27 protein-coding genes and 1 riboswitch are annotated in these 25,414 nt (G+C 55.1%); of the genes, 13 read left to right on the top strand and 14 right to left on the bottom strand.

What is annotated here, in order from left to right; all coding sequences use genetic code 11:
* The first annotated feature begins 3 nt into the window (after positions 1-3).
* A complete protein-coding gene (gene minD, locus D5067_RS09505) occupies positions 4-816 on the top strand; it encodes a septum site-determining protein MinD (protein WP_089598218.1) in 813 nt (270 codons plus the stop codon).
* Between the two features lie 3 nt (positions 817-819).
* On the top strand, positions 820-1,089 hold the full coding sequence (gene minE / locus D5067_RS09500; protein ID WP_010432714.1) for a cell division topological specificity factor MinE: 270 nt from the start codon (positions 820-822) through the stop codon (positions 1,087-1,089).
* Between the two features lie 74 nt (positions 1,090-1,163).
* Here the strand turns inward: minE and rnd are convergent, their stop codons facing one another.
* From rnd to yoaA, 5 genes are all read right to left on the bottom strand, one after another.
* Entirely contained in the window at positions 1,164-2,291 is a 1,128-nt protein-coding gene (gene rnd / locus D5067_RS09495; RefSeq protein WP_119937340.1) for a ribonuclease D, read from the bottom strand.
* 71 nt (positions 2,292-2,362) lie between these two features.
* Entirely contained in the window at positions 2,363-4,048 is a 1,686-nt protein-coding gene (gene fadD / locus D5067_RS09490) for a long-chain-fatty-acid--CoA ligase FadD (protein WP_125913490.1), read from the bottom strand.
* A gap of 203 nt (positions 4,049-4,251) precedes the next feature.
* Complete coding sequence (locus tag D5067_RS09485; protein WP_119937274.1) at positions 4,252-4,833, bottom strand: Slp family lipoprotein; 582 nt, start codon at positions 4,831-4,833, stop codon at positions 4,252-4,254.
* A 37-nt stretch (positions 4,834-4,870) separates the two neighbouring features.
* Complete coding sequence (gene tsaB, locus D5067_RS09480) at positions 4,871-5,566, bottom strand: tRNA (adenosine(37)-N6)-threonylcarbamoyltransferase complex dimerization subunit type 1 TsaB (protein ID WP_119937273.1); 696 nt, start codon at positions 5,564-5,566, stop codon at positions 4,871-4,873.
* Positions 5,567-5,632: 66 nt separating this feature from the next.
* Complete coding sequence (gene yoaA / locus D5067_RS09475) at positions 5,633-7,543, bottom strand: DNA repair helicase YoaA (protein WP_119937272.1); 1,911 nt, start codon at positions 7,541-7,543, stop codon at positions 5,633-5,635.
* Between the two features lie 132 nt (positions 7,544-7,675).
* On the opposite strand from yoaA, the gene D5067_RS09470 reads away from it, so the two are divergent.
* Entirely contained in the window at positions 7,676-8,020 is a 345-nt protein-coding gene (locus D5067_RS09470; protein WP_119937271.1) for a RidA family protein, read from the top strand.
* 6 nt (positions 8,021-8,026) lie between these two features.
* On the opposite strand, the gene D5067_RS09465 is transcribed toward D5067_RS09470, so the two are convergent.
* Entirely contained in the window at positions 8,027-8,212 is a 186-nt protein-coding gene (locus tag D5067_RS09465; protein ID WP_119937270.1) for a YoaH family protein, read from the bottom strand.
* Positions 8,213-8,272: 60 nt separating this feature from the next.
* Between D5067_RS09465 and pabB the strand changes: the two genes are divergently transcribed.
* The 4 genes from pabB (at position 8,273) to pdeD (ending at position 13,460) form a co-directional block, all read left to right on the top strand.
* Positions 8,273-9,601: an aminodeoxychorismate synthase component 1 gene (pabB, locus tag D5067_RS09460; protein WP_119937269.1), complete on the top strand. Its 1,329-nt coding sequence runs from the start codon at positions 8,273-8,275 to the stop codon at positions 9,599-9,601.
* Positions 9,602-9,604: 3 nt separating this feature from the next.
* Complete coding sequence (locus D5067_RS09455; RefSeq protein WP_119937268.1) at positions 9,605-10,183, top strand: CoA pyrophosphatase; 579 nt, start codon at positions 9,605-9,607, stop codon at positions 10,181-10,183.
* Between the two features lie 184 nt (positions 10,184-10,367).
* Positions 10,368-11,732: an L-serine ammonia-lyase gene (sdaA, locus tag D5067_RS09450; RefSeq protein ID WP_119937267.1), complete on the top strand. Its 1,365-nt coding sequence runs from the start codon at positions 10,368-10,370 to the stop codon at positions 11,730-11,732.
* 129 nt (positions 11,733-11,861) lie between these two features.
* A complete protein-coding gene (pdeD, locus tag D5067_RS09445; protein ID WP_119937266.1) occupies positions 11,862-13,460 on the top strand; it encodes a cyclic di-3',5'-guanosine monophosphate phosphodiesterase PdeD in 1,599 nt (532 codons plus the stop codon).
* 6 nt (positions 13,461-13,466) lie between these two features.
* On the opposite strand, the gene yoaE is transcribed toward pdeD, so the two are convergent.
* Positions 13,467-15,026 carry a CNNM family cation transport protein YoaE gene (gene yoaE / locus D5067_RS09440; RefSeq protein ID WP_119937265.1) on the bottom strand — a complete coding sequence of 520 codons (1,560 nt, stop codon included), beginning with the start codon at positions 15,024-15,026 and terminating at the stop codon, positions 13,467-13,469.
* 462 nt (positions 15,027-15,488) lie between these two features.
* Here yoaE and manX point away from each other — a divergent pair, with 462 nt between their 5' ends.
* The 5 genes from manX to mntP all read left to right on the top strand — a co-directional run bounded on the left by manX (position 15,489) and on the right by mntP (position 19,640).
* Positions 15,489-16,451, top strand: coding sequence for a PTS mannose transporter subunit IIAB (gene manX / locus D5067_RS09435; RefSeq protein WP_119937264.1), 963 nt, complete (start codon positions 15,489-15,491; stop codon positions 16,449-16,451).
* Between the two features lie 47 nt (positions 16,452-16,498).
* Entirely contained in the window at positions 16,499-17,299 is an 801-nt protein-coding gene (locus tag D5067_RS09430) for a PTS mannose/fructose/sorbose transporter subunit IIC (protein ID WP_119937263.1), read from the top strand.
* Positions 17,300-17,311: 12 nt separating this feature from the next.
* Complete coding sequence (locus tag D5067_RS09425; protein WP_119937262.1) at positions 17,312-18,163, top strand: PTS mannose transporter subunit IID; 852 nt, start codon at positions 17,312-17,314, stop codon at positions 18,161-18,163.
* A 54-nt stretch (positions 18,164-18,217) separates the two neighbouring features.
* Entirely contained in the window at positions 18,218-18,676 is a 459-nt protein-coding gene (locus tag D5067_RS09420) for a DUF986 family protein (protein ID WP_119937261.1), read from the top strand.
* Positions 18,677-18,873: 197 nt separating this feature from the next.
* A riboswitch (yybP-ykoY riboswitch) is annotated at positions 18,874-19,063 on the top strand.
* A gap of 10 nt (positions 19,064-19,073) precedes the next feature.
* Positions 19,074-19,640, top strand: a complete 567-nt coding sequence (gene mntP / locus D5067_RS09415) for a manganese efflux pump MntP (RefSeq protein WP_133302823.1) — start codon at positions 19,074-19,076, stop codon at positions 19,638-19,640.
* Here mntP and rlmA read toward each other — a convergent pair.
* From rlmA to mgrB, 6 genes are all read right to left on the bottom strand, one after another.
* Positions 19,637-20,452 carry a 23S rRNA (guanine(745)-N(1))-methyltransferase gene (gene rlmA, locus D5067_RS09410; protein WP_119937259.1) on the bottom strand — a complete coding sequence of 272 codons (816 nt, stop codon included), beginning with the start codon at positions 20,450-20,452 and terminating at the stop codon, positions 19,637-19,639. The genes mntP and rlmA overlap by 4 nt on opposite strands.
* 67 nt (positions 20,453-20,519) lie before the next feature.
* The gene (ftsI2, locus tag D5067_RS09405) at positions 20,520-22,220 is read right to left on the bottom strand and encodes a peptidoglycan DD-transpeptidase FtsI2/PBP3(PARA) (protein WP_374208603.1); all 1,701 of its coding nucleotides are present in this window, start codon (positions 22,218-22,220) and stop codon (positions 20,520-20,522) included.
* Between the two features lie 235 nt (positions 22,221-22,455).
* Positions 22,456-22,665 (bottom strand): transcription antiterminator/RNA stability regulator CspE, encoded by a 210-nt coding sequence (gene cspE / locus D5067_RS09400; RefSeq protein ID WP_001062678.1) that lies wholly within the window; start codon positions 22,663-22,665, stop codon positions 22,456-22,458.
* A gap of 12 nt (positions 22,666-22,677) precedes the next feature.
* Positions 22,678-22,821, bottom strand: a complete 144-nt coding sequence (locus D5067_RS09395; protein WP_052302290.1) for a DUF2627 domain-containing protein — start codon at positions 22,819-22,821, stop codon at positions 22,678-22,680.
* A 701-nt stretch (positions 22,822-23,522) separates the two neighbouring features.
* Positions 23,523-23,813, bottom strand: coding sequence for a YebO family protein (locus tag D5067_RS09390; RefSeq protein WP_119937257.1), 291 nt, complete (start codon positions 23,811-23,813; stop codon positions 23,523-23,525).
* A 73-nt stretch (positions 23,814-23,886) separates the two neighbouring features.
* Positions 23,887-24,030, bottom strand: a complete 144-nt coding sequence (gene mgrB, locus D5067_RS09385) for a PhoP/PhoQ regulatory lipoprotein MgrB (RefSeq protein ID WP_119937256.1) — start codon at positions 24,028-24,030, stop codon at positions 23,887-23,889.
* Between the two features lie 159 nt (positions 24,031-24,189).
* Between mgrB and D5067_RS09380 the strand changes: the two genes are divergently transcribed.
* Entirely contained in the window at positions 24,190-24,429 is a 240-nt protein-coding gene (locus D5067_RS09380) for a YobH family protein (RefSeq protein ID WP_119937339.1), read from the top strand.
* A 67-nt stretch (positions 24,430-24,496) separates the two neighbouring features.
* Here the strand turns inward: D5067_RS09380 and kdgR are convergent, their stop codons facing one another.
* Entirely contained in the window at positions 24,497-25,288 is a 792-nt protein-coding gene (kdgR, locus tag D5067_RS09375) for a DNA-binding transcriptional regulator KdgR (protein WP_119937255.1), read from the bottom strand.
* Positions 25,289-25,414: the final 126 nt, after the last annotated feature.

The raw sequence follows: 25,414 nt of genomic DNA, 5'->3' as shown, positions 1-25,414 counted from the left end.
TCTATGGCACGCATTATTGTTGTGACTTCGGGTAAAGGAGGCGTTGGCAAGACCACCTCCAGCGCGGCCATCGCTACTGGTTTGGCCCAGAAGGGAAAGAAAACCGTCGTTATTGATTTCGATATCGGCCTGCGTAACCTGGACCTGATTATGGGTTGTGAACGTCGCGTTGTGTATGACTTCGTGAACGTCATTCAGGGCGACGCCACGCTGAATCAGGCGCTGATTAAAGACAAGCGCACCGAGAATCTCTACATTCTCCCGGCCTCTCAGACCCGTGATAAAGATGCCCTGACCCGTGAAGGCGTGGAAAAGGTCCTCGACGATCTGAAAAAGATGGAGTTCGACTTCGTCGTCTGCGACTCCCCTGCCGGGATCGAAACCGGGGCACTGATGGCGCTCTACTTCGCTGATGAAGCCATTATCACCACCAACCCTGAAGTCTCATCCGTTCGTGACTCGGACCGTATTCTGGGTATCCTGGCATCCAAATCCCGCCGTGCGGAAAATGGTCAGGAACCGATTAAAGAGCACCTGCTGCTGACCCGCTACAACCCGGGCCGCGTGAACAAAGGTGACATGCTGAGCATGGAAGACGTGCTGGAGATCCTGCGCATCAAACTGGTTGGCGTTATCCCGGAAGATCAGTCCGTGTTACGCGCCTCTAACCAGGGTGAGCCGGTTATTCTGGATACGATGGCAGATGCAGGTAAAGCTTACGCCGATACCGTTGACCGTCTGCTGGGAGAAGAACGTCCTTTCCGCTTCATTGAAGAAGAGAAGAAAGGTTTCCTCAAACGCCTGTTCGGAGGATAAGTTATGGCATTACTGGACTTTTTTCTCTCGCGGAAAAAAAGCACCGCCAACATCGCAAAAGAACGTCTGCAAATCATTGTCGCGGAGCGTCGTCGTAGCGACGCCGAGCCGCACTATCTGCCGCAGCTGCGCAAAGACATTCTGGAAGTGATCTGTAAGTACGTGCAGATTGACCCGGAAATGGTCACAGTACAGCTGGAGCAAAAAGACGGGGATATTTCGATTCTGGAGCTGAACGTCACGCTGCCAGAGGCGGAAGAGTCGCGTCCGTAGGTTTGTGATTTCGTAGCCCCGGTAAGCGCAGCGCCACCGGGGGAATATGCCGGGTATATCGCCCGGCATATTTTTTATCGCGGATACCCTTCCAGCAGCGTATTCAGACGATCGGCCATCAGATCGCCGCGCCACCCCGCCACCATCTCCGGTAACCCATTCTGTGGCTTCAGTTTCCAGTGCCAGTTCAGCAGCTGATTAATCTGACGACGTGACGCCAGTAGCTCCGCGCTCAGCTTACTTTCAGCCGCCACCTCCTGCACCAGCGCTTTGATGTCCTTGAATGCCTTGCGATAGCCCGGCATATCCATCAGGTTCAGCAGCGGTTCCGGCAGGTCTTCGTCGGCCGTTTGCTGCGCTTTTGCCACCAGTGCGAGCAGCGTTTTGCCGTGGAAGCGGATTTCGCTACCCGAGAGACCGATGCTGTCCAGCTCGCCCATGCTGCCCGGCATGTAACGCGCGACGGCCCACAGATGCTCTTCTCGCACCACAAAATTCACCGCCAGGTCGCGCTCGCGGGCTTTACGCAGCCGCCAGTCGGCCAGCAGCTGCAGGCAGGCCAGCTGGCGGGTGCGCAGCTGCCAGGCATTGGTGATATCGCGCCAGGCGTCTTTCGGATCGACCACTTCCTGACGGCGCTGCTGCGTCATACGGCACTCGTCCAGCGCGGCGGACAGCCAGCCGGACGCTTCTGCCTCTTTCATCAGCTGTCCGGCAATCGGCAGCAGATAGAAGACGTCGGCGGCCGCATAGTCGAGCTGACGCTCGGTCAGCGGACGGGCCAGCCAGTCGGTGCGAGATTCGCTTTTGTCCAGCGCCAGGCCCGTGTACTCCTCCACCATGGCGGCAAAGCCCCAGGAGAGCGGGCGTCCGCTGAACGCGGCGAGGATCTGGGTATCAATCAGCGGCTGCGGCATAATGCCAAAGGTATTGAGGAACACTTCCAAATCTTCACTGCCCGCGTGCAGGTATTTCGTTACGGCAGTATCCAGCAGCAGGTCGCGCATCGGAGACCAGTCGGTGATGCCGAGGGGATCGATCAGCGAGACATGTTTGCCGTCATACATCTGAATCAGACCCAGCTGCGGGTAGTACGTCCGGGTACGGACAAATTCCGTATCCAGGGCGATGGCGGGATACTCACGCGTCACCTCGCACAGCGAAGCCAGCTCGTCGTTGGTAGTGATCATCTGGTAATTCAAATCATATTCTCTTTTGTTTGCGCCCATAAAAAACGCCGGCTTAACCGGCGTCTGGGCGATTAACGTGAAGCTCAGGCCTTATTGTCTACTTTGGCACGGGCTTCGTCACGTAATTCTCGTCGTAATATCTTTCCGACGTTGGATTTTGGCAGTTCATCGCGGAATTCCACCAGCTTCGGCACCTTATAGCCCGTCAGCTGACGGCGACAGAAGGTTATCAGCTCCTCCTCGTTCAGCGAAGGCTCTTTCTTGACCACAAAAATCTTCACCGCTTCACCGCTGCTGCCGGACGGCACGCCCACCGCCGCGACTTCGAGCACGCCGCTGTGCTGCATGACCACGTCCTCGATTTCATTCGGATAGACGTTAAAGCCGGACACCAGAATCATGTCCTTCTTGCGGTCAACGATGCGCAGGAAGCCTTCGTCATCCATCACGGCGATATCACCGGTGTGCAGCCAGCCGTCTTTGATAATCTCGTCGGTTGCATCCGGACGCTGCCAGTAGCCGAGCATCACCTGCGGCCCTTTGACGCACAGCTCGCCAGGCTCACCCGGCGCGACCTCGTTATCGTCATCATCGACCAGCTTCGCCTCCGTTGACGGCACCGGGAGGCCGATGCTGCCGCTGTGGTAGTCGATGTCATGCGGGTTAACGCTGACCAGCGGAGCACACTCCGTCAGGCCGTAGCCCTCGAGCAGATACTGGCCGGTCAGCTTAACCCAACGCTCGGCTACCGCCTGCTGAACGGGCATGCCGCCGCCCGCGGAGAGATGCAGCGAGGAAAAATCAAGCTGCTGGAACTCTTTGTTGTTGAGCAGCGCATTAAACAGGGTATTCACCCCCGTCATGGCAGTGAACGGGTATTTTGCCAGCTCTTTGACCAGACCCGGGATATCACGCGGGTTGGTGATCAGGATGTTCTGGCCGCCAAGCTCGATAAACAGCAGGCAGTTCATGGTCAGCGCGAAAATGTGATACAGCGGAAGCGCGGTAATCACCACCTCTTTTCCCGGATGCAGCAGCGGGCCGTACGTCGCGTTTACCTGCTCAAGGTTGGCGAGCATGTTGCGGTGGGTAAGCATGGCGCCTTTGGCGACGCCCGTCGTCCCGCCGGTGTACTGCAGGAACGCCAGATCCTCTGATACCACTTCCGGTTTGACGTACTGCATACGGTATCCCGCATGCAGCGCGCGGCGAAAGGAAATGGCATCCGGCAGGTGATACTTAGGCACCAGACGCTTAACGTATTTCACGACGAAGTTCACCAGCGTGCCTTTGGCCGTGGAGAGCTGGTCGCCCATGCGCGTCAGGATAACGTGCTTAACCTGGGTTTTGTCGACGACTTTTTCCAGCGTGTGGGCAAAGTTCGAAACGATGACAATGGCGGCCGCCCCGCTGTCGTTGAGCTGGTGCTCAAGCTCACGCGGCGTATAAAGCGGGTTAACGTTGACAACGATCATGCCCGCTCGCAGGATGCCAAACAGCGCGACCGGGTATTGCAGCAGGTTCGGCATCATCAGCGCGACGCGGTCCCCTTTTTGCAGCCCCAGCCCTTCCTGTAGATAAGCAGCAAACGCCCGGCTGCGCTCTTCCAGCTTACGGAAGGTCATGACCTCACCCATGTTCACGAATGCGGGCTGGTCAGCATAGCGCCGAACCGAGTGTTCAAATAATTCAACCAGGGATTGATAACGGTCAGGATTGATCTCCGCAGGCACATCTGCGGGATAACGGTTGAGCCAAACCTTCTTCAATGCATCACCTCTGAAATGAGTGTTCGTCGTCATCACAGCCCCGATAATAAACAGTTTGTTAACATTATATTAACTCAGCGTACCAGTTTATTAATTGTTCAGATTACAGGTTGCGAAGCGCGTCACTCTTTTTTTTCGTTCTATCCGTAAAAAAACAGAGACAGCGGCTGAGCCGCTGTCTCTTTCCTAACAATAACAGTAAGTTACTCAGTTACGATTGTTTGAACCTGTGCAGGACCTGGGTTATACCAGCCCCAGCCGGGATAGCCGGAACGATAGGGATGAGGGCCCCACATCCACGGATCGATAGGCTGCGGTGGCATCACAATCTGCTGTGCTATCCGCCAGCGCTTGTAGCCGTTCACCTGCATGGTCATAAATTTATACGGCGTATTGCCAATTTTGCCCGGCACCGTTCCGGTAATGGGTCCGACGACGGTCACCAGCTGCCCGCGGAAATCGACCGGGTCAAGGAAACCGCTCACGTCCGCATAAATGCGCCCACGGGAGGCTTCACCCAGTACGGGACGCGCGCCGCTGTCCAGCGGCACTGTCGCAATCTCCAGGCGGGTTTTCCCCTGCTGGTTTTGTACATCGAGTACCTTACCGCCAAAGCGCGCTTCCTGACCCACGTACAGCTCAGGCGCATTCATTACGCGCACCAGATCCTGCTGTGGCGTAGGGCTGCTGCCCTGAATCGCATCAGGAACGGTAACGCACCCGCTCAGTGCTATGGCAACGGCGCCTGCCAATAAAAGGCGTACAACTTTAGTCTGAACCGCCATGATGCGACTCCTTTTTCTCAGTTCCTGTTACTGAGATTCACTCGCGGCCCGGAAGTTTCTTCCAGGCAACCGTGTTTCGCAAATAAACTGGCTCAGCCTGTTCAACCACCACGGTTTTTCCCGCCGCAAGCAGCTGACACGCTATCGGGAGCATATCTTCCGCAGCGGGCAAAAGCATGTTGCCGTCTGTCAGCGTGACGCCCGTGTCGTTCGCCATATCCGGCCACGCCGGCCAGCCTGTGCCTACCGTCGCCCACTCGCCCGAAAGCTGCTTCAGGCGTTCGGTGACCGCTTCGGGCTTGAGCACGGCTTCGGTCTCTTCGCCGTGCCAGACGCCGTTTTCATCACGGGTATATTCCGCCCAGTAAACTTCTCCCATGCGCGCATCGATAGCCGCCAGCACGCGGGTCGCCCCGGTCATGCGCCAGGCACCCTGCGCCATGGTCGCCAGCGTAGAGACGCCGATCATCGGCAGCGCTGCGCCGAGGGCCAGCCCCTGCGCAATGCCGATCCCGATACGGACGCCGGTAAAGCTGCCGGGGCCGCGGCCATAGGCCAGCGCGTAAAGGTCGGTTAAGGCGGTGCCGCCCTCGGTCAGGATAGATTTCACCAGGGGCAGAATACGCTGGGTGTGTTCCCGTGGGCACTCTTCGAAATGAGCAGAGATAGCACCGTCGTTCCACAGGGCTACGGAACAGGCCTCTGTAGCGGTATCAATAGCCAGAATTCGCATCAGTCGTCGCGCTCTCGCAATGGTCAGTCACAAAATGGCGCGCATCTTAGCACACTCCGGGGCAAATTACTCCGCCGTTGGGTTCGCCAGGAAACGCACCGCGCGTTTAATGTCCCGCGTGCGCGGGGCGGGCGGCAGGCTTGCCAGGAAGGTGGCGCCGTAGGGGCGCATGACCAGCCTGTTGTCGCAGATCACCAGCACGCCGCGATCGGTGACGTCACGGATCAAGCGCCCTACCCCTTGCTTAAGGGTAATGACCGCATCCGGCAGCTGGACCTCGTCGAACGGATCGCCGCCGCGCAGACGGCAGTCTTCCATCCGCGCCTTCAGCAGCGGATCTTCAGGCGAGGTGAACGGCAGTTTATCGATGATCACCAGGGAGAGCGCATCCCCCCGCACGTCTACGCCTTCCCAGAAGCTGCTGGTTGCGACTAACAGGGCATTTCCGGCGGTGACAAACTGCTGTAGCAGCTGGCCCTTGCTCGTTTCCCCCTGCAGCAGTACCGGCAGCGTCATGGTGGCGCGGAACTGTTCGGCCAGGTCGCGCATCATGGCGTGCGAGGTGCAGAGCATAAAGCAGCGGCCATTGTTGGCCTCGATCATCGGTTTTAGCATCGCCGCCAGATGGCGGGCCGCGCCGGGCTGATTCGGCAACGGCAGGTTGCGCGGAACGCAGAGGAGCGCCTGCTTTTCATAATCAAACGGGCTTGGCAGAAGCAGCGACTCCGCCTGCTCAATGCCCAGACGTTCGGTAAAGTGGTGCAGATCGTCATTCACCGACAGCGTGGCGGAGGTGAAAACCCAGCTGCCCGGCTTTTGCGCCATCACCTCTTTAAATTTATCCGCCACCGTCAGCGGCGTCAGGGCCAGCGTGAAGTGGCGCGAGGTGCATTCATACCAGTAGCTGAAGCCCGGCTGGTTAATTTCTTTCAGCCGCTTGAGGCGCCCGCGATAGAGCGTGGCGCGCTCGAAGGCGGCATCCAGCAGCGCGGAGCGTCCGAGCGACAGCTTCGCCACGTCGTAACAAAGCTCGAGCGCATCATCGAGAAGCAGCAGCGCGCGCTGGATATTTTTGTCCGCCAGCAGCTCGCGCAGGTTGCCGCGATAGCCCGGCTCGCCGAGCTGCAGGCGAAAATCCTGCGCGCTTTGCGCCAGACGGTCAGCGCACTTCTGCAGCTGCTGGGTATCTTTGAGTTCGGTGCGATAGGCAATGGTGAAATCTTTCGCCAGATCCTGCAGCTGGCGGCTGGAAAGCGACTGGCCGAAATACTGGCTGGCAATATCCGGGAGCTGGTGCGCTTCATCGAAGATCATCACGTCAGCTTCGGGGATGAGTTCACCAAAGCCGCTGTCTTTAACCACCATGTCGGCGAGGAAAAGATGGTGGTTCACTACCACCACGTCCGCATCCATGGCGGTTTTACGCGCTTTCACCACAAAACAGTCTTTATACAGCGGGCAGTCGCTGCCGAGGCAGTTGTCGTTGGTGCTGGTGACCAGCGGCCAGGCGGGCGAGTCTTCCGCCACGCTCGCACAGGTACTGATATCACCCTCTACGGTCTGGTTCGCCCATGACCGAAGGATAATGACGTCGCTCAGGGTTTGCACCGGCAGGTCGCCGCCCGCCAGCGCCTGCTGCTCAAGACGCTCAAGGCAGAGATAGTTAGAGCGCCCCTTCAGTAGCGCCAGACGGCCCTTGTATTTCAGCGCCTTCGCCACCGTGGGTAAATCACGGCTGTAGAGCTGGTCCTGCAGCGCTTTCGACCCGGTCGAGATGATCACCTTCTTCTTTGCACGCAGCGCCGGGGCCAGGTAAGCATAGGTTTTACCCGTGCCGGTTCCGGCCTCAACCACCAGCGGCTGAGCCTTGTCGATGGCGCGGGCAACGGCGTGCGCCATCTGTCGCTGAGGCTCACGCGGCTTAAAGCCGGGGATCGCCTTTGCTAATTGACCTTCAGGGGAAAAATCGTCTGCCACTGTGCTCTCTCACTGTATTTTTGCACAGGGATTATGTCAGTCCATCACGTCCTGTGCCACCCCAAATAGTGACGACGGCAGCACAATATGGCAGTCTTGCCGCCTGAGATAAAAAATAACGAGGAAAGGTTTATGACAATTGTGCGCATTGATGCCGAAGCCCGCTGGTCTGACGTAGTGATCCACAACCAGACGCTCTACTACACCGGCGTGCCGGAAAACCTGGATGCAGACGCTTTCGAGCAAACCGCAAACACCCTGGCGCAGATTGACGCGGTACTCGTCAAGCAAGGCAGCGATAAATCCCGCATTCTGGATGCGACGATTTTCCTGGCCAATAAAGAAGATTTTGCGGCGATGAACAAAGCCTGGGATGCGTGGGTCGTTGCGGGACACGCGCCTGTACGCTGTACCGTACAGGCCACGCTGATGAAACCGGAATACAAGGTCGAGATTAAGATTATCGCGGCGGTCTAAGTCCGCTTATTCCTCTTCATCTTCATCTTCGAATCGCGCCACAATCCGCTCCCCGGTATGGCTGGCGCGAATTTCCTGAGCGACAACGGTGATCGCTTCTCCGCTGCTCATCCCCTGGCTCATCAGCTCCTGGATCCGCTCTACCGCTTTTTGCTGCTGCTCGTGGCTAAGAGAAGGTAAACCTGCAAACATCGTCAACTCCTGCTAAATTATTCGCGCTAATTATTTCACGCTCCCGGTAGTATGCCACACATGAACATGCGCTTCCCCACTGTTATTACCTTGCCCTGGCGTACTGACGCCGCGGAGTTCTGGTTTGCTCGCCTGAGCCACCTGCCTTTTGCGATGCTTCTGCACTCGGGCCACGCTGACCATCCCTACAGCCGCTTTGATATTCTGGTGGCCGATCCGGTACAAACCCTGACGACTGACGGCCTGGCCTTAGCGGACGATCCGCTGATGCTGCTTCAGCAAGCGATTGACGCGCTGGGCTTAACGGCGACGCCGGATCCGGATCTGCCTTTTCAGGGTGGCGCGCTGGGCCTGTTTGGTTACGATCTCGGTCGCCGTTTCGAAACCCTGCCGACCCTGGCGAAAGCGGATATCCCGCTGCCCGATATGGCGGTGGGGCTGTACGACTGGGCTATCATCGTTGACCACCACAAGCAGGTCGTTTCCCTGCTTAGCCATGGGGACGTTAATGCGCGTCTGGACTGGCTGCACGCGCAGCAGCCTGTATCGGCGAAAGATTTCAAGCTGAACTCCGGCTGGCGTTCGAACATGACGGCGCAGGCGTATGCCGAAAAGTTCTCCCGCGTTCAGGCCTATCTGCAAAGCGGCGATTGTTACCAGGTCAATCTCGCCCAGCGTTTCCAGGCAACCTATCAGGGAGATGAATGGCAGGCATTCACTCGCCTCAACGCCAGCAACCGTGCCCCGTTTAGCGCGTTTTTGCGCCTGCAGCAGGGTGCCATTCTGAGCCTGTCACCGGAGCGTTTTATCCATCTTGCTGACCGCACCATTCAGACACGCCCCATAAAAGGCACGCTGCCGCGCCTGGCGGATCCGCTTGCTGACCGTCAGCAGGCCGAAAAGCTGGCTGCATCACCGAAAGATCGCGCCGAGAACCTGATGATTGTCGATTTGATGCGTAATGATATTGGCCGCGTTGCTGAGCCAGGAAGCGTGCGCGTTCCCGAACTGTTCGTGGTGGAACCCTTCCCGGCCGTTCACCATCTGGTGAGCACCATTACCGCACGCCTTCCGGCATCGCGCACCGCCTGCGATCTGCTGCGCGCCGCGTTCCCGGGCGGGTCCATTACGGGCGCGCCAAAAGTACGGGCGATGGAGATCATCGATGAGCTGGAGCCGCACCGCCGTAACGCCTGGTGCGGGAGCATCGGCTACGTGAGCCTGTGCGGCACCATGGATACCAGCATCACCATCCGCACCCTGACGGCCTGTAACGGCAGCCTGTACTGCTCCGCAGGCGGCGGCATTGTTGCCGACAGTCAGGTTGACGCGGAATATCAGGAAACTTTTGATAAAGTAAACCGTATCCTTCAACAGCTGGAGACATAACGGGTGGAGAAAGAGAACCTGACGCTGGATAATTTTCTGTCGCGCTTTCAGCTACTGCGCCCCCAGGTCAACCGTGAGGCGTTGAATCAGCGCCAGGCGGCAGTGCTGATCCCGGTGGTGCGCCGCGAACAGCCGGGCCTGCTGCTCACGCAGCGCTCGCCGCATATGCGTAAACACGCGGGTCAGGTCGCCTTTCCGGGCGGCGCGGTGGACAGTACCGACGCCTCGCTGATTGCAGCCGCACTGCGCGAAGCGCATGAAGAGGTGGCCATTCCGCCTGAGTCCGTTGAGATCGTTGGCGTACTCCCTCCGGTCGACAGCGTTACCGGTTTTCAGGTGACGCCGGTGGTGGGGATCATTCCGCCAAACCTTCATTATCACGCCAGCGTTGACGAAGTCTCAGCGGTGTTTGAAATGCCGCTGGAAGAGGCGCTGCGCCTGAGCCGTTATCACCCGTTGGATATTCACCGGCGCGGACACGATCATCGGGTCTGGCTGTCGTGGTATCAGCATTATTTTGTCTGGGGCATGACTGCTGGCATCATTCGTGAGCTGGCGCTGCAAATCGGCCTGAAACCTTGACTATACTTTACATTCCGCGCTTTTTAATCAGGTTTGCGATCGCTGTCGCGCTATTAGCAAAACCATCGTTAACCATTAGTTTAATTCATGTGAATAGTTAAGCCGCGGTGGGTGTTCCCTCTTACACTATGCGCAGTTATAACATCGTTACTGGAACCCCGGTAACCCTGTCAGGAGTGTAAAAGTGATTAGTATATTCGACATGTTCAAAGTGGGGATTGGTCCTTCTTCTTCCCACACTGTAGGGCCGATGAAGGCCGGTAAACAGTTCGTCGATGATCTGGTCGAAAAAGGATTACTGGAAAGCGTTACCCGTGTTGCCGTGGACGTCTACGGCTCGCTGTCATTAACGGGTAAAGGCCACCACACCGATATCGCCATAATTATGGGTCTGGCAGGAAACATGCCGGACACTGTTGATATTGATGCCATTCCGGCATTCATCCGTGACGTGGAAACGCGCGGTCGCCTGCTGCTGGCTAACGGCCAGCGCGAAGTGGATTTCCCGCAGGATGACGGCATGCGTTTTCGCAGTGACAACCTGCCGCTGCATGAAAACGGCATGACCATCCACGCCTGGAACGGCGAAAAAGAGATTTACAGCAAAACCTACTACTCCATCGGCGGCGGTTTTATCGTTGACGAAGAGCATTTTGGCAAAGAGAGCGTCGGTGATGTCAGCGTGCCGTATCCCTTCAAGTTCGCCTCTGAGATGCTGGCCTATTGCAAGGAGACCGGCCTGTCGCTGTCCGGCATGGTGATGCAGAACGAACTGGCGCTGCACAGTAAAAAAGAGATTGAAGACTATTTTGCGAACGTATGGCAAACCATGCAGGCCTGTATCGATCGCGGAATGAACACCGAAGGCGTGCTGCCTGGCCCACTGCGCGTTCCGCGTCGTGCCTCCGCGCTGCGCCGTATGCTGGTGACAACGGATAAGTTCTCCAACGACCCGATGAACGTGGTCGACTGGGTGAACATGTTCGCGCTGGCCGTGAATGAAGAAAACGCAGCCGGTGGGCGCGTCGTTACGGCACCAACCAACGGCGCATGCGGGATTGTTCCTGCCGTTCTGGCCTATTATGACCACTTTATCGAGCCTGTAACGCCGGATATTTATATTCGTTACTTCCTGGCCGCGGGTGCGATCGGTGCGCTGTATAAAATGAACGCCTCCATCTCCGGCGCAGAAGTAGGCTGTCAGGGTGAAGTGGGCGTGGCCTGTTCGATGGCGGCGGCTGGCCTGGCGGAACTGCTGGGTGCAAGCCCTGAGCAGGTGTGCGTGGCCGCGGAAATTGGCATGGAGCATAACCTCGGCCTTACCTGCGACCCGGTTGCGGGCCAGGTGCAGGTGCCGTGCATTGAGCGTAACGCGATTGCCTCCGTGAAAGCGATCAACGCCTCTCGTATGGCCATGCGTCGTACCAGCGAACCTCGCGTCTCGCTGGATAAGGTTATCGAGACCATGTACGAAACCGGCAAGGACATGAACGCGAAGTACCGTGAAACCTCGCGCGGCGGCCTGGCCATTAAGGTGCAGTGCGACTAATACTTCTTTTCGCCCATCTGCAACGGATGGGCGATTTTCCCCTCACGTCTCGTCTCATTACGCATTCCCCACTACACTTTCTCTGTTGCGTCCGGCTTTTGGGGCCGGTAGCTTACCGAGCGACCGTTCATGCAAAATGCACAAACGATCATCAAAGACTATCGCCGAAAACGCGTTATCGTCTGTGTGACGGTTGCGCTCGTCACGCTCGTCCTGACGTTGGGTATTCGCTTTATTTCACAACGTAATTTAAATCAGGAAAGGATCCTCGACTTTACTAACCACACCGTACGTTCGCTTGATAAGATTCTCCTTTCGCTGGAAAATCGCCTTGACGTTCTGCAGCCGCTCGTCGGACAACCCTGCCAACAATCCCATCTCCTGCTGCGTAAGCAGGCGGCGATCCTGCAAACCGTCCGCTCCATTGCTCTGGTCAAAGACGGTATCCTTTTCTGTTCGAGCATCTTCGGCAGCCGCGATGTTCCAGTCAAAAATTTACAGCCACATCTCCCCGCCGCAGAACCTAAGCTGCTCTTGTCCACCGATCACTCTCTGCTTAAAGGCAGCCCAATCCTCATCCAGTGGTATCCCGTATCGCCAGACGGCGAGGATGGGGTGATGGAGATCGTCAATATCGACCTCATCACCAAAATGATTCTTGAGCCGCAGCGGCCGCTGATCGCCGATGTCGTACTGACCGTGGGGGATAATTTCCTGCGATACGGCCAACAGGTGACGGATATCATGACCTTCGATGACGGCGATTCACGTCTTCACCAGGCCTCAACGCATTACCCTTTCAGCATTACGGTGAGCGGGCCCGGCCCCGGCAGGATGGCGTTAAAGAATTTGCCCACGCAGCTGCCGCTGGCACTGATGCTGAGCTTACTGCTGGGCTATATTGCCTGGCTTGCGACCGCCCGGCGAATGAGCTTTACGTGGGAAATCAACATGGGGCTCGCGGCAGGTGAGTTTGAGCTTTTTTGTCAGCCGCTGATGAACGCCCGCTCCCAGGACTGCGTCGGCGTCGAGATCCTGCTGCGCTGGAATAATCCTCGCCAGGGCTGGATTTCGCCAGACGTGTTTATTCCGCTGGCGGAGGAACATAACCTGATCGTCCCGCTCACCCGCTATGTCATCAGCGAAACCGTACGCCAGATAGGCTATTTTCCCGCTAGCTCCAGCTTTCACATCGGTATCAACGTTGCCGCCAGCCACTTCCGTCGCGCCACACTGATACAGGATCTTAATCGCGCGTGGTTTAGCGCCAGCCCTGTACAGCAGCTGATCGTTGAACTGACAGAGCGTGATGCCCTGCTGGACGTGGATTACCGGGTTGTTCGCGAGCTGCACCGCAAAGGGGTTAAGCTCGCCATTGACGACTTTGGCACCGGAAACAGCTCGCTTTCATGGCTCGAGAAGCTCCACCCGGACGTGCTGAAAATCGATAAATCCTTCACCACCGCCATTGGTACGGATGCGGTTAACTCAACGGTGACGGATATCATTATCGCGCTGGGTCAGCGGCTGAATATCGAACTGGTTGCGGAAGGGGTTGAAACAGAGGAGCAGTCACTGTATTTGCGCCGACACGGCGTGTCCATACTGCAGGGATTTTTCTTTGCGCGGCCCATGCCGCTGCGGGACTTTCCAGTATGGCTGGCGGGGAGCTCTCCCCCGCCAGCGCATCACAACGGACACATTGTGCCCTTAATGCCGCTGCGTTAAGACGATTTACTCATCTTCGTCGTGCACTGATTGCTCTTTAACAATACGCACCATGTCCACGCGATAGTCGTTGGCTTCAACAATCGTAATGTGCAGCGGCGGCAGTTCGATAACGTCCCCGACGCGCGGGATTTGACCGTTGACCGAAATCACCAGACCGGCAACGGTGGCAATGTCTTCTTCATCGTTAATGACGTTTTCCAGCCCCAGCGTATGGGAAAGCGCATGCAAATCGGTCGCCCCCTTCACCAGCCATCCGTCACCGTCGGCAACGATTTCCGGGGTTTCATCCGCATCCGGGAACTCACCGGCGATCGCTTCCAGCACGTCCAGCGGCGTCACAAGGCCTTGCACCACGCCAAACTCGTTGGTGACGATAACGAAGCTTCCGCGTGCGCGGCGCAAGACGCCAAGCAGGTTGATAGCATCCAGCGTTTCCGGTACCACGATAGCAGGCGAAGCGGCGGCGATGGCTTCAACGTTGACGCCCTCTTCCAGCGCCACCAGCATCTCTTTCGCGCGCACCACGCCGATGATCTCATCCAGCTCGCCGCGACATACCGGGAACAGGCTGTGTGGCGAAGAGAGCAGCTGCTGACGAATTTCATCGACGCTCAGGTTGGCATCCACCCAGCTGATTTCACCGCGCGGGGTCATAATTCCGCGCAGGGAGCGGGAGGCCAGCGAGAGCACGCCGTTAATCATGTAGCGCTCTTCTTCAACGAACGCGCCTTCAGGCACCGGAACCGGGTTACGATTTTCGCTATCCGACTGCACGTTAACCTGACGGCGGCCGCCCATCAGACGCAAAATAGCATCTGCGGTACGGGCGCGCAGCGGCTGATTCGACTGCTGCTTGATAAAGTTACGACGCGCAATCTGGTTGAACAGCTCGATCAGAATCGAGAAGCCAATCGCGGCGTACAGGTAGCCTTTCGGAATATGGAAGCCAAAGCCTTCTGCAACCAGGCTCAGACCAATCATCAACAGGAAGCTCAGACACAGCACAACGACCGTCGGATGTTGGTTTACGAAACGCGTCAGCGGTTTCGAGGCCAGCAGCATGACCGCCATGGCAATGACAACAGCCGCCATCATCACCGGCAGGTGGTTCACCATACCTACAGCAGTAATGACCGCATCCAGCGAGAAGACCGCATCAAGCACTACAATCTGCAGGACAACAACCCAGAAGCTGGCGTAGCCCTTACCGTGACCATCATCGTGCTGACGGTTCTCAAGCCGTTCGTGTAGCTCCGTTGTCGCTTTGAAGAGCAGGAATATACCCCCGATAAGCATGATTAAATCACGCCCGGAGAAGGTGTAGTCCATAACGGAGAACAGCGGCTTGGTCAGCGTGACCATCCACGAGATAACGGAGAGCAGCCCGAGTCGCATAATCAGCGCCAGCGAGAGGCCAATCAAACGTGCTTTATCACGTTGTTTTGGCGGCAGCTTATCCGCAAGGATGGCGATAAACACCAGGTTATCAATACCGAGAACGATCTCAAGTACGACCAGCGTGAGCAATCCTACCCAGATTGACGGGTCCATTAAGAATTCCATGACAAGCTCCTGCTAAAGGAATGACGAAACGGTGCCGCAAGCAAATTGGGCAAATCAAAGGATGACAGAGTCGATGCGTGGCGTGGATAGCCGGTGAAAGTGGCGCGAAATGGCCTTGTAGATGACTGACGTCGGTGACGGTCCATATAGTGGGCTGTAGCCCTATACTCCTGATCGATTAAACGGAGGCTAAACATATCAGAGACAACAGGTTTTTAGCAAAGATTTACGTTCCTTTGCAAACTTCTGTAACACATGTGTTTTACATTACAGAAAATTCTGCAATGCGTAGCTAAATTACGGATCTTCATCACATAAATTATTTTTTCACTATCTAAAATAAATCGCGGAAGTCTTAGTTTATTGAACTCTAACCCTTATCTGAATCGATTCGGTACGCCAATACGATTCTCAGTACGACTGCCTGGCAGGCGTATAAATGATAATAAAAGGAGGTAGCAAGTGACCATTGCTATTGTCATAGGCACACATGGTTGGGCTGCAGAGCAGTTACTCAAAACGGCAGAGATGCTGTTGGGCGAGCAGGAAAACGTCGGCTGGATCGATTTCGTTCCCGGTGAAAATGCCGAGACGCTGATAGAAAAATACAACGCTCAGCTTGAGAAGCTGGATACCAGCAAAGGCGTGCTGTTTCTCGTTGATACGTGGGGTGGCAGTCCGTTCAATGCTGCCAGCCGCATTGTCGTCGATAAAGAGCATTACGAAGTTGTCGCAGGGGTAAATATCCCGATGCTGGTGGAAACCTTCATGGCGCGCGACGACAACCCAGGTTTCGATGAGCTGGTCGCGCTGGCGGTCGAAACCGGTCGCGAAGGCGTGAAAGCGCTGAAAGCACAGCCGGTTGAGAAGCCTGCACCGGCCGCTGCCGCGCCAAAAGCCGCCGCGCCAGCGAAACCAATGGGGCCAAATGATTACATGGTTATTGGCCTCGCGCGTATTGATGACCGTCTGATCCACGGCCAGGTGGCAACACGCTGGACCAAAGAGACCAACGTTAAGCGCATTATCGTGGTCAGCGACGACGTCGCCGCCGACAAGGTGCGCAGTACCCTTCTGACTCAGGTGGCACCGCCGGGCGTGACCGCGCACGTGGTGGACGTCGCCAAGATGATCCGCGTTTATAACAACCCGAAATATGCGGGTGAGCGCGTGATGCTCCTGTTCACAAACCCGACAGACGTCGAGCGCATTGTTGAGGGCGGCGTGAAAATCACCTCCGTTAACATCGGCGGGATGGCTTTCCGTCAGGGCAAGACGCAGGTCAACAATGCGATTTCAGTCGATGCGAAAGATATCGAGGCATTCAACAAGCTGAATGCGCGCGGTATTGAGCTGGAAGCCCGTAAGGTTTCCACGGATCAGAGACTGAAAATGATGGATTTGATCGGCAAGGTGGGGAAATAAGTCCGCGCCGGTTTTTCACATAAAGCTTATGTAATAGGAGAAGTACAATGGAGATTACCACTCTTCAGATTGTGCTGGTGTTCGTCGTCGCATGTATTGCGGGTATGGAATCCGTACTTGATGAATTTCAGTTCCACCGCCCTCTGGTGGCCTGTACGTTGATCGGTGCCGTTCTCGGTGATATGAAAACCGGTATCATCATCGGTGGTACTTTGGAAATGATCGCCCTTGGCTGGATGAACATCGGTGCGGCCGTTGCGCCTGATGCCGCGCTGGCGTCCATTATTTCGACCGTTCTGGTTATTGCGGGTCACCAAAGCATCGGCGCCGGTATTGCCCTTGCTATTCCACTGGCAGCCGCAGGCCAGGTACTGACCATCATCGTTCGTACCATCACCGTTGCCTTCCAGCACGCGGCAGATAAGGCGGCCGAAAACGGCAACCTCACGGCCCTGTCTTGGATACACGTATCGTCCCTGTTCCTTCAGGCGATGCGTATCGCAATCCCGGCGGTTATCGTTGCTATCTCTGTCGGTACCAGTGAAGTACAGAGCATGCTGAACGCCATTCCAGAAGTGGTTACCGGCGGTCTGAACATCGCGGGCGGTATGATCGTGGTGGTAGGTTATGCAATGGTCATCAACATGATGCGTGCAGGCTACCTGATGCCGTTCTTCTACCTCGGCTTCGTTACCGCTGCTTTCACTGAGTTCAACCTGGTTGCGCTGGGTGTGATTGGCGCGGTAATGGCAGTTCTCTACATCCAGCTGAGCCCGAAATATAACCGCGTCGCGGGTGCTCCAGCGCAGGCAGCTGGTAAAAACGATCTCGATAACGAACTGGACTAGCAGGTGAGCGAAATGGTTGATATGACAAAAACTACCACTGAGAAGAAACTCACTCCGGGTGATATTCGTGGCGTGTTCATTCGTTCTAACCTGTTCCAGGGTTCATGGAACTTTGAACGTATGCAGGCGCTGGGCTTCTGCTTCTCCATGGTACCGGCGATCAAACGCCTGTATCCGGAAAACAACGAAGCGCGTCGTCAGGCGATTAAGCGTCACCTGGAATTCTTTAACACCCATCCTTACGTAGCCGCTCCGGTTCTGGGCGTTACGCTGGCGATGGAAGAGCAGCGCGCTAACGGCGCAGAGATCGACGATGGCGCCATCAACGGTATCAAAGTCGGTCTGATGGGCCCATTGGCGGGCGTTGGTGACCCGATCTTCTGGGGAACCGTGCGTCCGGTCTTCGCGGCGCTGGGCGCGGGTATCGCCATGAGCGGCAGCCTGCTCGGCCCTCTGCTGTTCTTCATCCTGTTCAATGCGGTGCGTCTGCTGACCCGTTATTACGGCGTGGCGTACGGGTACAAAAAAGGTGTTGATATCGTTCAGGATATGGGCGGCGGCTTCCTGCAGAAACTGACCGAGGGGGCGTCAATCCTCGGCCTGTTTGTCATGGGGGCACTGGTGAACAAGTGGACACACGTGAACATCCCGCTGGTGGTGTCAACCATCACCGGTCAGGATGGACAAACGCGCGTGACCACCGTGCAGACCATCCTGGACCAGCTGATGCCTGGCCTGGTGCCACTGCTGCTGACCTTCGCCTGCATGTGGCTGCTGCGTAAGAAAGTGAACGCGCTGTGGATCATCGTTGGCTTCTTCGTCATCGGTATCGTTGGCTACGCAATCGGCCTGCTGGGCCTGTAATACATCAGTACTGTACCGGGGGCTTGCCCCCGGTTTTTTTTATCTGGAGGATGAATGACTGTCACGGACATCGTACTAATTTTATTTGTTGTTGCCCTTCTGGCTTACGCGATCTATGACGAGTTCATCATGCCCCGCCGCCACGGCGAGACGCTACTCTCTCTCCCCCTCCTGCGCCGAGGACGCGTGGATGCGTTTATCTTTGCGGGCCTTGTCGCCATCCTTATTTACAACAACGTGACCGGCCACGGTGCAATATTAACCACATGGTTATTATGTGCGCTGGCATTAATGGCCATTTACCTGTTCTGGATCCGTACCCCGAAAATCATCTTTAAACAGCGTGGGTTTTTCTTCGCCAATGTATGGATAGAATATAACCGCATTAAAGAGATGAATTTATCGGAAGATGGCGTCCTGGTGATGCAATTAGAACAACGCCGCCTTCTCATCCGGGTCAAGAATATTGAAGATCTGGAAAGCATATACAAACTACTCGTTAAAGTTCAGTGAGTTAGATATATAGCACTGGCTATATTGTGTAATATTGTCATGGAAACAATATAGCCAAAGCTATATCCGCTTTAATTTTTCACTTATATTTATTAACGATATCTTTACGCTTAAACCTAAATGAAAATCGTTATCAACAAGTTAATAAATTAATACGCCCCTGTTGTTGTTTTATATTCTCAAAATATGTTAAGGTTGCGCCCGTCGTTGGGGAGTAGCCGATTTCCTGTTTTCAGGAAATGTACGTGTCAACATACTCGTTGAAAAACGTGGCACGTACGGATCGCTTTCAGCACATTCAGTGTGCATCGTGATCAGGCGAGACCATAGATACATCAACTGCTGTTTACTGGGGGCAGTGATGTGTCATATGGATATCCCCGGTCTGGACGCTGTTATGAATATCTCCGCTACGATCCTTCTCGCTTTTGGCATGTCCATGGACGCATTTGCTGCCTCCATCGGAAAAGGCGCCACGCTCCACAAACCTAAATTTTCTGAAGCACTCCGCACTGGCCTCATTTTTGGCGCTATCGAAACGCTGACGCCGCTTCTCGGTTGGGGTCTTGGCATGCTTGCCAGCCAGTTTGTTCTTGAATGGAACCACTGGATTGCGTTCGTACTGCTGGTGTTCCTCGGCGGGCGAATGGTGATAGAAGGTTTTCGCGGTAATAGCGATGAAGAAGAAGCGCCGTTGCACCGTCACGGCTTCTGGCTGCTGGTCACTACGGCGATTGCCACCAGCCTTGACGCAATGGCGGTCGGGGTCGGTCTGGCATTTTTGCAGGTCAATATCATTGCCACCGCGCTGGCGATTGGCTGCGCGACGCTGATTATGTCAACGCTGGGAATGATGGTCGGTCGGTTTATCGGCCCGCTGTTGGGTAAGCGAGCCGAAATCCTGGGCGGTATTGTGCTGATCGGCATTGGTGCCCAAATCCTCTGGGCACACTTCGCCGGTTAATCCTCGCGCTGCCAGCAGTGGATACTAAAATCCGTCTGGCAGCGAAATTCTGACTGCGCCGCTAGCGTTTCCCACACCTCTGGTTTTGCTCGCCATGCAAACGGCGTCATTTGCAGAAGCGCCACGGCCTCATCCCCTTTAAGCCTCATCTCATACGCCACCGACTGCTCCTGCTTCAGCGTAAAACCCGCCAGCTGCTCCGAGTGTGGCGCATGCAGACGCACGTCGTCGTAGATCAGTCCTTTTAGCTCCATCAGATGACGCGGACCTGGCGTGACGGTGATGACCCATCCCCCCGGTTTCACCACCCGAGCCAGCTCGTCGGCCTTGCAGGGCGCATAAATGCGCACCACGGCATCCATGCTGGCATCGTCAAACGGTAGCCTGTGGCTGGACGCTACGCAGAACGTAACCGAGGAATAGCGTTTTGCCGCCGCGCGTATCGCCACTTTCGACACATCCAGGCCAAAGGTTTCTGCTCCCTTCTCGCGGGCAATTTCGGCAAAGGTTGCGGTGTAGTAACCTTCTCCGCAGCCAATATCAAGCATACCCGTAGCGTTGTCCGTGAGTTTTTCACCCAGAACCGCCGCGACGGTATCTCTCAAGGGCTGATAATGTCCGGCGTCCAGAAACGCGCGGCGTGCCTGCATCATTTCCGCGCTGTCCCCCGGATCGCGGGAGCGCTTGTGCTGCACGGGAAGCAGATTCACATACCCTTCTTTCGCCATATCAAACTGATGTCCCTGCGGACAGATAAAGCTTTTATCAGAGCGCGTTAAGCGCGCGTGGCAAAGAGGACAGCTGAAGGACATGGCGACTCCGGGGCATAAACCAAAGTGCGAAGTGTAACGCTATTCGCACGGGTTATAAACGCCTGGCTTATCGCATCACGATCAGGTGGTCAGAATCTGCCGCCAGGCCGTCAGGCTTCACGTTTTCAAGACGCAGTACGTTACCCATAATCTCGCTAAATACGGGCGCAGAGACAGCGCCGCCGTAATACGCGCCGTTTTGCGGCTCGTTGATGACCACCACCAGCGCAAAACGCGGATCGCTGGCGGGTGCGACACCTGCGGTATAGGCGACATATTTATCGACGTATTGTCCCTTATCATCGATTTTTTTAGCCGTTCCGGTTTTTACCGCCACGCGATAATCACGCACGGCGGCCTTAACGCCCCCGCCTCCAGGTAACGCCACGCTCTCCATCATGTGCTCCACCTCGTGGGCAATCTCCTCTGGCATGACACGTTTGCCAATGACCGGGGGGTCAATGCGCGTGATCGACAGAGGACGCTCCAGCCCGTAGCTGCCTATGGTGGCGTAGACATGCGCCAGCTGTAATGGCGTCACCATCAGGCCGTAACCGAAGGCAAAGGTCGCGCGGTCGAGCTGGCTCCAGAATTTACGCTGTGGCAGTAGCCCGGCGCTCTCGCCCGTTAGTCCAAGCCCGGTGCTGGTCCCGAAGCCGAAGTTCTTATAGGTGTCCAGCAGGCGCTGAATGGGCATTGCCAGCGACAGGCGGGACACGCCCGTATCGCTGGATTTTTGCAGGATCCCGGTCATGGTGAGCTCCGGGTAGTAGCCTACGTCGCGGATCCGGTGCCCGTCCAACGTGTAGGGATGGGTGTCAATGACGCTGTCCGGCTGGACCAGCCCCTGCTGAAGGGCGGTCATCAGTACCAGGGGTTTTACGGTAGACCCCGGCTCGAAGGTGTCGCTAATGGCGCGATTGCGGAAATCATTCAGCGTTGCCCCTTCCCGGTTGTTGGGGTTGAAGTCAGGGAAATTCGCCATCGCCAGAATTTCGCCCGTTTGAATGTTAATCAGCACAGACGCACCCGACTCGGCTTTGTTCCAGGCCACCGCGTTATCAAGCGCATCTTCGGTAATGGTCTGCAGGCGCTCGTCGATGCTGAGCTGAATGTTATGCGCAGGCACCGGTGCCACTTCGGTCAGATTTTCGACCACGTGCCCATAGCGATCCTCACGCACCTGCCTTACCCCTGACTTGCCCGTCAGCTGGCTATTGAAGCTTTTCTCAACGCCCTCTATGCCCTGGCCGTCAATGTTGGTAAAGCCAATCAGGTTTGCGGCTACGTGCCCGGCCGGATAAAAGCGCCTGGACTCATCGCGAAGGTTAATCCCCGGCAAATTGAGTTTGTCGATCCACTGCGCCTGCGCGGGGTCCACCTGGCGCGCCAGATAGATGAACCGTCCCTGAGGATTGCCGTTAATTCGCGACGCAAGCGTGCCGAGGGAAATATGCAGCGCGTTCGCCAGCGCCTGCCAGCGATCGTCAAACCCTACTCCGCCTTTCGCCAGTACCGTTTTAGGATCGGCCCAGACGGCGCGAACGGGGACGCTGACGGCAAGCGGCCTGCCCTGCCTGTCAACAATCATGCCGCGCGGGGCGTCAATAGCCACTTCCCGCAGGGAGCGCATATCCTCCTGCTTAACCAGATTGTCGGGCTTGATGATTTGCAGCCAGGCAACGCGACCAAGCAGGAAAGCGAGACTACAAAAGATGGCAAGACACAGCAGAGCAAAACGTGCCGGAGTAAAGTTTCCGGTGGTCATTATCGTTTTCTTTTTCACCTGAACCCCAGGACAGTTAAACAACGCCCTGATTTAACGGGAAAAGCCGACAGCCTGGTGGAAAAACAATGCTAATAACCTCGTAGCTTTGCAACAAGTTACTAACAAGAGGATGATTGGTAATAATTTGAAAGATAAGAGAATAAAAAAGCCCCGCATGTGCGAGGCTTTATATCTGAGATCGAAGTGCAAAGCACTTCAGTCAGCAGTGGTTCGATCAGATAGCAGTTACGTTAACTGCAGCTGGGCCTTTCTGGCCGTCCTGAATTTCGAACTCAACGTTCTGGCCTTCAGCCAGAGTTTTGAAGCCGTTACCCTGGATTGCAGAGAAGTGTACGAACACGTCTTTGCTGCCGTCAGCAGGAGTAATGAAACCAAAACCTTTAGACTCGTTGAACCACTTAACTTGACCTTTAATCTTTGCCATTTGCAAAATTCCTTAGAGTGTTTTCTTAGCCCGCAGGCTTGACTGAGATAAAACTGAGACATTACTGCATGAGGCACTAATATAAGGTTCGGCAGAGAAGCGGTATTCAACGACAACGTGTTTACTCAGGACTTCTTTACTGAAAATGCCACACATAAACAGAACTGTACCTCGTTTGACCCAAACCGTGTTATCACATACAACGTTTAATATGGCAAGCCATTTTTAAACGTGTCTCGATCCGCCGCACACATTCTGTCGCTACCTCGCGGCACTGTGCAAAAATATGCGTGCCGCTAAAGGAAACAATACAAGTTGTCGCAGCCGGAGGTCGTCTCCACACCCCCTGTAATCTAAGACATTTTTACCATAGCTCAATCATTTCAAAGCGTCCACTCACAAAGTAAAGATTCTTGAATACAATGATTGAGTTAGAACAAATTGTGAAAACTTATGCTGAAATCATTGCAACGCAACGGTATCCCACAATGTAAATATGCCGCCAAAACGCCCGCTGCAAACTGTATTAAAATTCACCGTTTAATAAACACCACTCTGCACTAAAATAATGAAATTTTTATGACTTCGCTTCAAAAGAAGGCAAGCAAAACGTTTCGATAAAAATAAAACGCGCGTTAACGGGTTTAAATACAGAATATATGCAACAAAACGGTGCGGTGTTTAAAGGATAAATATTCACCAGTTTTCAGTGAGCTGAATGAATGATTAACTGATGCTAAATTATTTAGCACGTGCGTTAGCGCCTGAACGGGCTTAACGAAAGGTTCGCCCCCCGACTCTCCCACCTTAATGAGAAGCCAGAGGGCGTGATAACCGCCATCAAAAATCTGGGTGGACTAGCGCTCTGCCACCAGGCGAATGAAATCGTCTTCGTCTTCTTTGTTTTCAACGACCGGTTCTTTTGGCGTTACTTTCTCTTCCGGCTCGTTGGCCTCGCACAGACGGCGCAGGAGCGCATTCTGACGTTTCTGCTGGTCCAGCAGCGCCTCCAACAGTTCGATCTGTTCATTAGTACGGGAACTGGCGCGATTAACAAAGAACCACAACACCAAACCGACGACCAGGATAACCAACGAGACCACCAGGGATGCCATGCTAAGCAGCCCCGAATTAACTAACTCACCCATTTCACCACCTCAATAAAAACGCTATTTTACCACTGGTGCGCGAGAAGGGCATCACCCCGGAGGAAAATGCGTTCTACCAGGGGATAAACTTATTGATTGCACAAATGCCGCTAAAGAACTGTACATCCTGATCGCACATCACATTGATCGTCTGCGTCCACAGCGCCACGCATGCTATCAGTACGATAACCAGAAGTACCCAGCGTATTTTTTTCACTCCACACTCCGCCTTTTGACCTGATGCAACCAGGTTATCACGGTTATCTTAAACAGGGGCTAACTGTACCCTCATCCAGTTCTTTTCGGAATCGTGCACTTGTTTCACAGGGTAAACCCGTTACGCTTACCCCATGACAACAAAGAGAAAGAGGCAATGATGCATTACGTCATTCGAACTATTATTGCGCTGGCCATTATTTGGATTGGCCTGCTGTTAACCGGCTATGGCGTGCTTGTGGGAAGCACGCAAAACGCTGCAGGATTAGGCATTCAGTGTAAGTACCTCACTGCCCAGGGCATGAGTACCGCCCAGTATCTGCATTCAGACAGCGGGATTATCGGGTTAACCAACTGTCCGGTGCTGCGTAAGACATCCGTTGTGATTGATAACGGATAATCACCCGCTAAACCCGTTCGCAAAAAAACGCCGCAATCATTGCGGCGTTTTTTATTCTAAACAGTGTTTAAAAGGGATACTCGTTATAGCCCATCTGCTCGGAGATTTTACGCGCTGCGGTATGCAGGATCGCGACGTACTCGTGTAAACGCTCTTCCGAGAAGCGCAGCGTCGGGAACGAGATGCTCAGGCCTGCAATGACAACGCCGAAGCGGTCAAATACCGGTACGCCGATGCAGCGCAGGCCCTCTTCCTGCTCTTCATTATCTTCACCGTAACCCTGCTCACGCACGGTATCCAGCACGGTTAATAATTCTTCTGTGCTGGTGATGGTACGGTCGGTACTGCGTTTATATTCAACGCCTTCGAGGATCTGCTTCACCTCTTCGCGGTCACGCCAGGCCAGCAGTACTTTACCAATAGCGGTACTGTACAGCGGGTTGCGACGACCAATGCGCGAATACATGCGCAGATTGTACATGGAGTCAATTTTGTGAATATAAACAATGCTGTCTTCATCCAGCGCGCCCAGGTGCACCGTCTCTTTCGTCAGGCGAGAGAGTTCACGCATCTGAATATCCGCACTGCGGATAAGGTCGACGTTCTGCAGCGCGCGGGCGCCCAGTTCGAACAGTTTTAGCGTCAGCGAGTACTTTTCAGACTCGCCTTCCTGAGCGACATACCCCAACGACTTCATGGTTTGCAAAAAGCGATAAACGGTGCTTTTCGACATCATCACGCGCTGAGACAACTCTGTAATACCAATTTCACGCTCTTCTCCGAGCGCCTGCAAGATGCCAAACACCTTCAGCACGGAAGAAACAGAATCTGGCTGCTTATCCAAATCTGCAATTGCCATTTATCACCTCATGGAGAGTGTTTTATAAAAATCAGAACTGGTTTTTATTATAAATTCGAGTCATGTTCCCTGCAATCGTTCTGCGTTTACTTCGTTACAAATCTGCGACATAAAACCGAATTAACG

Source organism: Enterobacter huaxiensis (assembly GCF_003594935.2).
Lineage (GTDB): Bacteria > Pseudomonadota > Gammaproteobacteria > Enterobacterales > Enterobacteriaceae > Enterobacter > Enterobacter huaxiensis.
This window is presented reverse-complemented; position numbering and strand designations above follow the sequence as displayed.

Bases quoted from the DNA above. Each gene is read 5' to 3' on its own strand.
- minD (WP_089598218.1), top strand. From the start codon at position 4: ATGGCACGCATTATTGTTGTGACTTCGGGTAAAGGAGGCGTTGGCAAG.
- minE (WP_010432714.1), top strand. From the start codon at position 820: ATGGCATTACTGGACTTTTTTCTCTCGCGGAAAAAAAGCACCGCCAAC.
- D5067_RS09485 (WP_119937274.1), bottom strand. From the start codon at position 4,833: ATGGCGGTTCAGACTAAAGTTGTACGCCTTTTATTGGCAGGCGCCGTT.
- tsaB (WP_119937273.1), bottom strand. From the start codon at position 5,566: ATGCGAATTCTGGCTATTGATACCGCTACAGAGGCCTGTTCCGTAGCC.
- D5067_RS09470 (WP_119937271.1), top strand. From the start codon at position 7,676: ATGACAATTGTGCGCATTGATGCCGAAGCCCGCTGGTCTGACGTAGTG.
- D5067_RS09465 (WP_119937270.1), bottom strand. From the start codon at position 8,212: ATGTTTGCAGGTTTACCTTCTCTTAGCCACGAGCAGCAGCAAAAAGCG.
- pabB (WP_119937269.1), top strand. From the start codon at position 8,273: ATGAACATGCGCTTCCCCACTGTTATTACCTTGCCCTGGCGTACTGAC.
- pdeD (WP_119937266.1), top strand. From the start codon at position 11,862: ATGCAAAATGCACAAACGATCATCAAAGACTATCGCCGAAAACGCGTT.
- yoaE (WP_119937265.1), bottom strand. From the start codon at position 15,026: ATGGAATTCTTAATGGACCCGTCAATCTGGGTAGGATTGCTCACGCTG.
- D5067_RS09430 (WP_119937263.1), top strand. From the start codon at position 16,499: ATGGAGATTACCACTCTTCAGATTGTGCTGGTGTTCGTCGTCGCATGT.
- D5067_RS09425 (WP_119937262.1), top strand. From the start codon at position 17,312: ATGGTTGATATGACAAAAACTACCACTGAGAAGAAACTCACTCCGGGT.
- D5067_RS09420 (WP_119937261.1), top strand. From the start codon at position 18,218: ATGACTGTCACGGACATCGTACTAATTTTATTTGTTGTTGCCCTTCTG.
- mntP (WP_133302823.1), top strand. From the start codon at position 19,074: ATGAATATCTCCGCTACGATCCTTCTCGCTTTTGGCATGTCCATGGAC.
- rlmA (WP_119937259.1), bottom strand. From the start codon at position 20,452: ATGTCCTTCAGCTGTCCTCTTTGCCACGCGCGCTTAACGCGCTCTGAT.
- ftsI2 (WP_374208603.1), bottom strand. From the start codon at position 22,220: ATGACCACCGGAAACTTTACTCCGGCACGTTTTGCTCTGCTGTGTCTT.
- cspE (WP_001062678.1), bottom strand. From the start codon at position 22,665: ATGGCAAAGATTAAAGGTCAAGTTAAGTGGTTCAACGAGTCTAAAGGT.
- D5067_RS09395 (WP_052302290.1), bottom strand. From the start codon at position 22,821: ATGTGTGGCATTTTCAGTAAAGAAGTCCTGAGTAAACACGTTGTCGTT.
- D5067_RS09390 (WP_119937257.1), bottom strand. From the start codon at position 23,813: ATGGGTGAGTTAGTTAATTCGGGGCTGCTTAGCATGGCATCCCTGGTG.
- D5067_RS09380 (WP_119937339.1), top strand. From the start codon at position 24,190: ATGCATTACGTCATTCGAACTATTATTGCGCTGGCCATTATTTGGATT.
- kdgR (WP_119937255.1), bottom strand. From the start codon at position 25,288: ATGGCAATTGCAGATTTGGATAAGCAGCCAGATTCTGTTTCTTCCGTG.